Here is a 9,642-nt window from a genome sequence, read left to right as displayed (position 1 = left end):
GGAACTAAAAAGTATGTTGACATGGAGAAATTAAAAGAGTTAAAAACTTTAAAGCTCATGGCTTGATCGTGTGAGGAGAGCTCTTCTCAAGTTCTCATTTGTGCGAAACTTTAAGGACACTATCTATTTTAAACTTAGAACAAGTAACCTTTGTTTCCTTATTCCTGTATTCTTTTGGTGTCATTATTTTATTGGTTTTACAGAAGGTCAGATGAATAGACATTATATGAAATTAAAGGCCGTCGAATTGAAAGAGAGCGATTTAGATGAGCATGAGAAATTATTTGGAATCGAACTTACCCCTTTAGATAGAGAAGCAATTCTAAAATATTCAGGCTACAGAACTGCCCTTCGATTTGTTAGTAGTAGGAATTCATTTTCAAGAACGCCCGTAGATGTTGGGACTATACTCTCGAAAGAAGATTAAAATGGCTTTTTCGGGATCCCGTATGACCTCTCCACTAAAACCGAATTGTGAGAGAGCCATTCCTTTTCGGATTCTAAAGATTTGATAAATCCATTTTAAAGAAATATTTTTCAATCTTTTTTCTTTTTAGGATCCGAAAGTTTTAAAACTTCCTTTATCTGAGATAAATCCTTACTTTCGACTCGATTGATAGTAAATCATACAATCCGTAGACTCTCTTAGTACCGAAACGCAAGCATCTCGGCAACTTCCTCTGGAAATATAATTACCCCTTTGCTTGTCGAGAATTGATCATTACAATCCGAAAAACAATTATCCATTTCCGTATAGCATAAGCGTAATTTTCGGTCTTCTTGGCTAACAACGACTCTATGAGACAGTCTTTCTAAATCCATTCTCTTTGGGTTCGCGTTATATTTAGTTGCCCTGCAATAAAATGAAAAACATATCAGCAAGGTGACGAGTGTAAGATTGTATCTCATTCCACAGGCACTATCAACTTTCAAAGACGATCCTTATTCTATTGAAGTTGGATTTGAATATCCGTCGGCGCTGAGGCCGTACTGTCCGGATACTGAAAAAGAATCGTAAGTGGTCCGGAAGCAGTGGAAGAAAACCAGCTTATTTGATTAACTGAAACTGCATTGATCGTAAGGGGAATGTCTTTAATGGAAGTCGGGAAACAAGGATCACTTCCAGGAACCGCCAGCGGATTAAAATTTCCAAGATTAGTCGTTGTCGAGGTCAGAGTAATTTGCTGATTCGGAACGTAATTATCGATCTTTACAATCGCTATGGAGGTGGCACCCTCGAAATCAAAAGGCATTGGCTTTATTGTTCCATTTGCAATGACGGGCGTTTTACAAATTGCCTTAGAATCCAGTGAGATCGAAATATCCGTAGGGAAAACTTTTGGACTAAACTTTGAGGAACTCATGACCATTAAATTCCCAGTCAGTGGAGTAACCGTTGTGTTAATGTTGGTCCCCCTTGCTAAGAAGTAACGATAGGAAGTTACATAGTTATAATAATTTTGGGGAACATCACAAGGACTAGTTGCTTTATAGAAAAGCGGGGAATATTTAGTTGGATCCGAGGTGGTCATTTTTAAATTCACCCTCCTGCCAAATTCTAAATTTTCTACAAACGCCAGCCCACCGACATAAGGTGTTGTTAAAATGGAAAATGATATAAACTTCAAGGGCAAATCGGAAGTCGTTATTTTTGGGGTTGCACAACCCGCGACGTAATTCGATGTAAATAGCAAAGCCAAAAGAGATGTCTTATCATCTCCGTGATTAGGTTTGCAATTTTGAAGACCAACAGAATTCAAAATGCACAGAATGAGGAGAATCTTATTTCTTTTCATAAGCATAAATAGAAACGAAAATGGCTGTATTTGAGCTCATAAAATCAGTTTCTCTTTCTTCAGCACGATACTCGCTTTAAAGTAATTCCTATATCCGATTTGATTTAATATAAACCGGAGCATCACATTTATTTTTATAATCAAGCATACAATAATCTCTGCACCTACTTTGACGGAAATCCCTCCAATGAGGATATTTCCGAAGGCAATCAGATAAACATTGATCCAATTTGTTATTACAAACTTTTGATTTCTCTATGCTTTCAAAATCGACTATTGGCTCATTTGATTTTTTTCCTTTAACTTCCTTTGCAATTATCCAGCTACATGCAAAAAACAAAATAAATAGGATTAGAAATTTTATTAAATTAGAAAAATGGATTAAATGACTAATTTGAGCACCCCAAAACGTAAACTGGCCAGCACGCATCGTAGTAATCCTTTCCATTCGGGAGGGGATTGACTGCAATCCTTCTCTCAACGCACTCAATAAAACATTTTCTGTGTTTGTAATCATCCCCCCTTCCATCGGTTTTTTGATGGATATCAGTAACAATATTACAGTAACTCAATGTAAGGACTAAAAAGAGAAATTTGAAAAATGTAAACTGTTTCATACCTATACCTATTTTTGCGTATTATCGCTATAACTTGGAGTATCGTTTCCAGAATTATGGTAATAAAGCCCATCAAATTCTACACTACCGTCTGCACCAAACCCAGTAAAATTTACTCCGACTTGAGCATCGTTAACTAATTTACTATTCCATCGTCTAGCTTTGTCTGCATAATCTTTAAATGCCCAACCTTGTATTAAAGCACAAGCCAAATCATTTTGAGTTTTACAGATTAAATTCACCCAATATGTTTTTACTTGTTTTCTAACCCAATCTTCTTCATAAGTTACCGGTTCCTGACTATAATTATCTTGAGCTTCGGAAGTGGCATTATTATTTGCTTTAATTACTGGATCTGTTTGCTTCTTAATCCAGTCGAATATTCCTTTCCGCCCTATTGTAGTATCAAAGAAAGTTCCCAATTTTAAATGGTATCGCCCTTTTGGTACGAACGTGGCATTATGGAAAAATCGATTTCCCCCAGTTGAGATACCGTTGGCGGAAAGCTTTTTGTCATTACCTTTGGAATTAAAATCCTTTCCCATTGCATGACCAACGATCCGGTTAAACATGTGGATCAACCCCGGTAGACCAACGTGCCCTGAGGGATCTCTAAACTTCGCAGGATTTCCATCCACATACATATAGCGATTGAGACCATTGACTGCGTTAGGCATCACTTGACTGTCCGCTTGCAAGAATCGTCCCAAAGTCGGCTCGTAATATCTTGCTTTGTAAAAATAAAGCCCAGATTCTTTGTCTTCTATTTGACCCGTGTATTTGTATCGAAAGATATCGGGACCATAAGAATCATTTCTGTTGATGGATCCGTAAGGTTCATACGAAACATAACTCACGCCCGGTTCTGGTCCTGATGCTGGATTTCCATACCCGTCCGTTATCATCGTCACTGATCCCAAATGATCCGGATGATAGAAATACATTCCATTAACGGGAGTTCCTCCGTTAATTCCTCCCCCGGATGCGCCTGAGTTTCCGTTCTGAATACTCGGAACACTTGGGTTTACGTTAGCTCCCATCGCAAGAACCCAAGGCGGGTCGCCTTGCCCACCACCTCCCGGCAATATTCCGCAACCAGGAAGAGAAGTAATCACGAACATTGCAAGAATCAAAGCGGGAGTTCCCACTCCTTTCCAAGACAATTCTTGCAGAAGAGCGTTTCCTCTCAGAAAGTAAGGGTATGCGAGGTAAAGAACTCCCAGCAAGATTAAGAAGTAGAGCGCGTTGTAAAGCTTAGTAGGAATTCCTTCTTGAAAAAAGGAAGAATATCCCAAGAACGAATAAATTTGTTTTCCAATTCGATTCTTCCAATAAATTCCACAATCCGAAGTCACATCTTTGCAAAATGGTTTTGTGAGAGTTCCCACAATCGAAGTTGCAACGTGATTTTCACCTTCTAAGGTCGAATCTGCCAATTGCAAAGTCGCGTCTTCCCTCGTCCACTGAGCGACAATTTCACCTTCTAACCCTTTGACATAGATTGTGTGCTTTTCGGGCAAACCGGAAGACCTTACGATTTCGTAACTGTCTCCAAACGAATACGTCGTTGTAAGTGCGGTGTCGGATACCGTCTTGATTCGACTTCCTGAATAGTCGTAGTTGTAATTGATCGAAGCGGTTCCACCGTTCGGTGTGATTTCGATCAGTTTTCCAAAACTGTCATAACGAAGAACATCGCCATTTCTGGAAACCATGTTCCCACTCGCGTCGTAAGAGTAGTTCATCGTCCCCGTGCTCGAACTGGTAGCCGTCGTCACTGCGTTTGCGTGGCTTCCGTCTCCGTAGTTGAGTGTGAAGTTGCCTTTTTGCAAAAGATTCCCATTTGCAGAGTAAGAGTAATTCTGCGTTCCGTATCTTCCCGTCGCAGAAATCACTCGATCCAGATTGTCCAACGTGAAAGTTTGCGTCCTTCCCGGATTCAATCTGTCGTCAATCCTTGTAATATTTCTTTTTCCGTCATACGTATATTCCGTATTTCCGATCACGCTTCCATCCGGTTTCTTCGTTACGATCGCGATTGGTTTTCTTTCGATCGGTTCGTATGCGATTTCCATCGTCACACCGTTCCCGGTTACTCGCTTGATCGATGGGTTGCCGTTCGTATCCAGATACGGGCCCTGATAGCTCACAACAGAGTGGCCAATGCTCGTTCCGTCCGCTGAATCCATCGTAATATTCCCGATCGTTCCGCTGATCGTGTATTGGTTGTGAGTTTTCGTTCCATCCGGAAAGGTTTTTGTTAGCGGTCGACTAAGTGAATCATAGTCGGCTTTGAATATAGCGATGATATCATCGATGTATTTTTTCTGCTGAATCACCTCTCCTTTTTGGCTGTAAAAGAATTCCGCCTTCCCCGTCCCGTCCGTCACCTGCGTTATGCGTCCTTTTGAAAACGGAACACTCCCGTCGTCATACACATACTGGATCGGAGCTTCCGGGCCGTTTGTGCTTTGTGTGAGAATTCTTCCCAAACCGTCGTATGTAAAACTGATCGTCTTTCCTCTTGCGTCGGTTTGACTTGCAATTCTCCAATTGGAATCATAGGAAAGCGTAATAGTTCCCGAATTCGGATCTTGGGTCGAAACTTTTCGTCCCAGCGAATCGTATCCGAACGTCGTGGTCAATCCACCCGGATCGGTGATGCTTGCAATCCCTCCAAAGGGAGAATAAGAATACTGAGTGGTTCTTCCCTGATTCGTTCGACTTACCACTTGACCTATTTCGTTTTTTGTCTCACTCAAAGTAGAAGTCAAGCCGTCAGGACACAATATCGATTTCGTTTCCGTAAATCCTGAACGGGTAATATTCGTTTGAATCGTTCCGTTTGCGCTCGGCTCTAAGATCGTAGTCAAATTCCCGTCAGGGTCATTGTATTGATATCTCGTTTGTTGCGGAGTTTGAATACTCAGATAAGAATTGGATTGTTGAATCAAATGGCCTTGCGTATAATCATAAATGCTGTCCTGAATTTGATTCACACCGGAAAGAGATGTATTGCTCACAGACCGAATTACATTTCCCATCGGATCTTCGAAGGTTTGGGTGGTGCTCGTATTCCCGCTCACTGAATCCGTGATGTTCTTCGTAACCGACTCGTTGTTCGACAAATTGTTGAGATCAAAAAGACCTGTGTTCAAATAGGAATACGTTTCATTCGGACTGCTATTCCCCGGATACGTGACACTCAAAATTCTACCATAAGCGTCATACGTCATCGTAGTCGTCGCACCGTTCGGATCCGTTTTGGTTAATTCCAATCCGAGTTCTGGATCATAGACACAAGTGGAACTGTGGCCCAGAGCGTTTGTCTTCGTAATTGGAAAAAGATTCAAAGAAGAATCGTAAACGATCGAACTCACACCACCGCTCGGATCTGTAACCGAAGTCACATTTCCAAAAGAATCATAACCGAAAGTTGAAGTCAAAGGAGACGCACTCGAAGGAAATTGAGTTTGTGTAAGAATCTTGTCTCCCGAATAGCTCAGTTGCGTATCGGAAACCCAGGTTCCATCTACATTCTTCCTGGTTCGGAGAACTCTTCCAATTCTCCAAGAAGTCGTATCATGAATATATTGAGTGGTGTTTGTAACCGTATGCGACCCTAAGGAATCCGCTTCGCTTGTCGCAAAACCAAAGGAATCGTAAGTGATTGATTTCAAAGAAGTAGTGACCAAGCTTCCGTTTTGGTAAACGTTCGAAGTAACTGCACCCGCGACTGCAATCTCCGTTCCAAACGGATTTGGAAAACTAAAAGAAGAATTACTGGAAGAACTGAGGAGATTATTCAGAGCGTTGTAACTTCTCGTGGTTTGCGGAACTCCTGCCAATCGATAGTCGTTTTGAAAATAATCCGTGATGGAATAAAATCCTGTATCCACATCGGTTTCTTTTACCGAAGCAAATCCCAAACCTCTACCGATTCCTCTCACGCCTAGGAAAACTCGATCATTTGAATATTGATAATTGGTTCTTTTGACGATTCCAGCCGAAAGCTCTTGCGTTGTTTGAACTGCGAGATAGCTCGGAGAAGTATTCGGAAGATTCGGATAATTCCCGGAACCCGAAACGACCGCGCCGGTATGCAAATTTGCAAGTCCGTATTGAACCAAGGATCTCTGACCACCGGAGTTATTCGAAACCACTTGGAGCATATCCTCCCCGGAATTTCGAGCCGCGTTGTAACGATAGGAAACCTGTCCAACGGTTTTGTCCGCTGAAATATACGCAACACTCAAGTCAGAGATCCCGTCGTTATTCATATCTTGAAGCCAGATTTGATATGAGTCCGAACGTTTAATTCCGGCAGGATCGTTGAATTCATTAAAGGAAAAACTTCCGAAAGAATAGGAAGAATTCAGTACAAAACTTCCATCACCTTTAGAAAGATACGTTTCGTATTGATTGTTTCCTAAGTTCATCAAAACCAGATCCGGAAAACCGTCCCCGTTCACTTCTCCGAAGTTAAACTGAATTAGTTTTGTAGGATCTCCTGAGTTTAAGGAAGTATAGATCGGACTGGAAAATCCGTTTCCAGTAAAAAGAGAAACGACTGCTTGCGTCCCTGAGAAACTAACGAAGTCAAGATTTCCGTCTCCGTTTGCATCCGTAAGCGTGCTCTTAAAAGGATCAATCGAACCACTGAGCGGATACGTTCTTACTTGAGAAGTTCCGTTATTTGTATTAAAGGACCGAACTTGAATTGCATACGTCGCGGTTCCTGCTGTCCCTGCGGCAAGGATCGCTCCAATCTGAGTTCCTATCGTCTGGCTTTGTTGTGCGATAGGACCGATTTCATTTGCTACGATGTTTTGAAGATCATTGGTAAGGCTTGCGGCATTGGCAGGAGTTAAAGTCGTTCCTCCACTGGAACCTTGCAAAGCCGCAACAGTTAAAACGCATCCAAAACCACAGTGAATGTTAAAGTAGTCGATCAGGTATTGAAATTCAGTTGGATTGATGGAAGCCGCATTGCCGGAACCGATCAAGTCTACAACATCCTGCGCCCTTTGATTTTGTTGTTGAAGAATGCTCATCTGATTATTCAGAGCATCTCTTTGTGCACTGAGTCCGATTAAAACCGAGTTGTCAAAAGATTGAACCAACTGTATGTGATCCGCCTTTCCGTCTCCGGTCATGTCAATCATCGCGTTGATAAAAAAGTCAGAAGAACCGGAGACAGAAATCGGGTTATCAAAATAGGTTTTACGGTTGATATAGATTTGGAATGATCCACCAGAGTAGTGTGCAAAATCAGCCAATCCGTCTCCATTAAAATCTGCAAAATAATCTTTTAACGCTCTGTCGTTTGTAACCGGTGTTGGGTTCTGAGGAGAGTATTGATATTGATATTCATACGGACTGAAAACCGTCATATTCCGAACGGCCCCGTCCATGTTTACATTGCTAAACTGAGTCGGAGAGGAAAAAGAATTCCCATTCGAATAAATGACCCAGAGATTTCCGTTGTATTCGTATGCGAAATCAGTCTTACCATCTCCGTTTAAATCGACGGCTTGGTAGAATGTGTTGTAATAGATCGGAAGATTTGCGCTATCAGCAAAAGCAACGGAAGTTCCATTTGCTTGAATCAAATTTCCGGATAGATGAATGCTCCCGTTATTTTGATCCCCGTTTAAGGTTGCAAAATCGCTGATATTATCCCCGTTTACGTCCATCGACACCCAAGCAACCAAAGCCGAATCGATACCGTTCAAGCATCCATTCACCCCACCCCATCCTTGGAAGGCCGCGCAATTTGTGGCTACATAATTGAAGAATGCAGGATTACCGCCGGTACACATGGGAATGATTGCACACAAACAAGAAGCAAGACCCGCGTTACAAGCATTCCGATCGGGAACCGGCATCTTGACTATAAACTGCATAGCAAGATCTACATTGGAATCTAAGTAGGAAGGATGATACGGAAGCTCTTGGTTAAAAAATACATTCGCTATATCCAATAAAAAGTCCGGAACAAACACAGGCATCGTACCAAGATTCGAGCGATTTGCGGTTCCAACTCCAATAATAGAAAACTGCCCCGCGTGATCGGAATAGGAAAATGTAAGATCATCATAGTTTTCCACTCCGAAGTTATTACTTCCCGACCGTTTCAGGGTTTGCAAAATCGAACGACCAGTTACGGGACCGGTGGTATAATCCAGATCGTATTTTCTAAAAGAACTTCCTGCAATAAAAACCTCGATCGTATCGAGTCTCTTTTGCATTTTTACAATCGAGCCTTGCGAATAATTTGGAAACTTGTCGGTTCGATTTTCATACGAAAACTGAATCTGACGATTGTTGTAAGAAATCGTAGAAGGATAATAGTCTCCGTTTGTATTGTCCATCGGAGTATAAGTTACGTTATATCCGTTTCCGAAAGAATCTTCTTCCCGACTGAGAGCCCATTCTCGAATCGAACCGGCGGCTCTTCCAATCGCTCCGATTCTTGAGTCTGGAGTACCGCCAAAAGTAAACTTCTTTCCATCTTTGTCAGTGGCGACCCAAGAACAAGGTCCGTCCCCACAACTTCCTTGGGGAACAAATTGGATCCAAGATTCTTTCCGAGAGTGAAAAGCAGATCGATTTCCGCTAACATCGATTAGTTCTCCAGCTAACGAGGAAGAGTAAGAATCGGTACCGTTGTAATTAATTCCAAAAGAAGGATTTCTGGAAATTGTGTGAATACCTGAAAGATCCCAGCCTACCCCGACCACTCCATTCCCACCTCGTGAGTTGTAGGAAAGGGCAAGGGACGGAATCACTCCCTTCGTTCCTTGAGGAACTTCTATCGAAATCGATGTGGAAGCAGAACCATCGTGATTTGCTTCAATGACTGGAAGTTTTTGTGGAATTCCTGTTGTGACAGCCGCGGCCATCGAGCTAAAAAAATTTCTAACGGATCGAATCAGAGAAAAATTAAGAACAAAAAGGATAACAAAACTTAAAGTAATAATGCGAAGTCCGCGTGATTTCATCCAAAAACTCCAGTTCTATTTGTATCAAAGGAACCATTTCACTAAGAATTCTCCAAAAACAGAATCGCCTAGGCAATGATACTATTTTGACACTTTTTAAAACTTCCGACAAACTAGGAAATATTTTTTGTATTTCCGCTCTCTAAAGAAAATTTTGAATTATAAAAAACCTAGTAATAAGGAACAAGCGACAACCCTTAGTACAATAAATCTTCACTGTGATTT

4 protein-coding genes are annotated in these 9,642 nt (G+C 41.5%); 1 reads left to right on the top strand and 3 read right to left on the bottom strand.

Going from position 1 to position 9,642, the window contains the following annotated elements:
- Positions 1 to 211 precede the first annotated feature (211 nt).
- The gene (locus tag CH376_RS24870) at positions 212 to 427 is read left to right on the top strand and encodes an LIMLP_19325 family protein (RefSeq protein WP_100788119.1); all 216 of its coding nucleotides are present in this window, start codon (positions 212 to 214) and stop codon (positions 425 to 427) included.
- Positions 428 to 947: 520 nt separating this feature from the next.
- On the opposite strand, the gene CH376_RS12605 is transcribed toward CH376_RS24870, so the two are convergent.
- From CH376_RS12605 to CH376_RS12595, 3 genes are all read right to left on the bottom strand, one after another.
- Positions 948 to 1,628 carry a hypothetical protein gene (locus tag CH376_RS12605; protein ID WP_125231994.1) on the bottom strand — a complete coding sequence of 227 codons (681 nt, stop codon included), beginning with the start codon at positions 1,626 to 1,628 and terminating at the stop codon, positions 948 to 950.
- Between the two features lie 256 nt (positions 1,629 to 1,884).
- The gene (locus CH376_RS12600) at positions 1,885 to 2,313 is read right to left on the bottom strand and encodes a hypothetical protein (protein WP_125231995.1); all 429 of its coding nucleotides are present in this window, start codon (positions 2,311 to 2,313) and stop codon (positions 1,885 to 1,887) included.
- 108 nt (positions 2,314 to 2,421) lie between these two features.
- Positions 2,422 to 9,417 (bottom strand): RHS repeat-associated core domain-containing protein, encoded by a 6,996-nt coding sequence (locus tag CH376_RS12595; protein ID WP_100787761.1) that lies wholly within the window; start codon positions 9,415 to 9,417, stop codon positions 2,422 to 2,424.
- Between the last annotated feature and the right edge of the window lie 225 nt (positions 9,418 to 9,642).

The organism is Leptospira adleri, assembly GCF_002811985.1.
Classification (GTDB): Bacteria; Spirochaetota; Leptospiria; order Leptospirales; family Leptospiraceae; genus Leptospira; species Leptospira adleri.
Note: the sequence above shows the minus strand (reverse complement) of the source record. Positions and strands in the feature narration are given on the sequence as shown.

Coding starts and splice junctions, on each gene's coding strand:
- CH376_RS12595 (WP_100787761.1), bottom strand. CDS start 9,417: ATGAAATCACGCGGACTTCGCATTATTACTTTAAGTTTTGTTATCCTT.
- CH376_RS24870 (WP_100788119.1), top strand. CDS start 212: ATGAATAGACATTATATGAAATTAAAGGCCGTCGAATTGAAAGAGAGC.
- CH376_RS12600 (WP_125231995.1), bottom strand. CDS start 2,313: ATGATTACAAACACAGAAAATGTTTTATTGAGTGCGTTGAGAGAAGGA.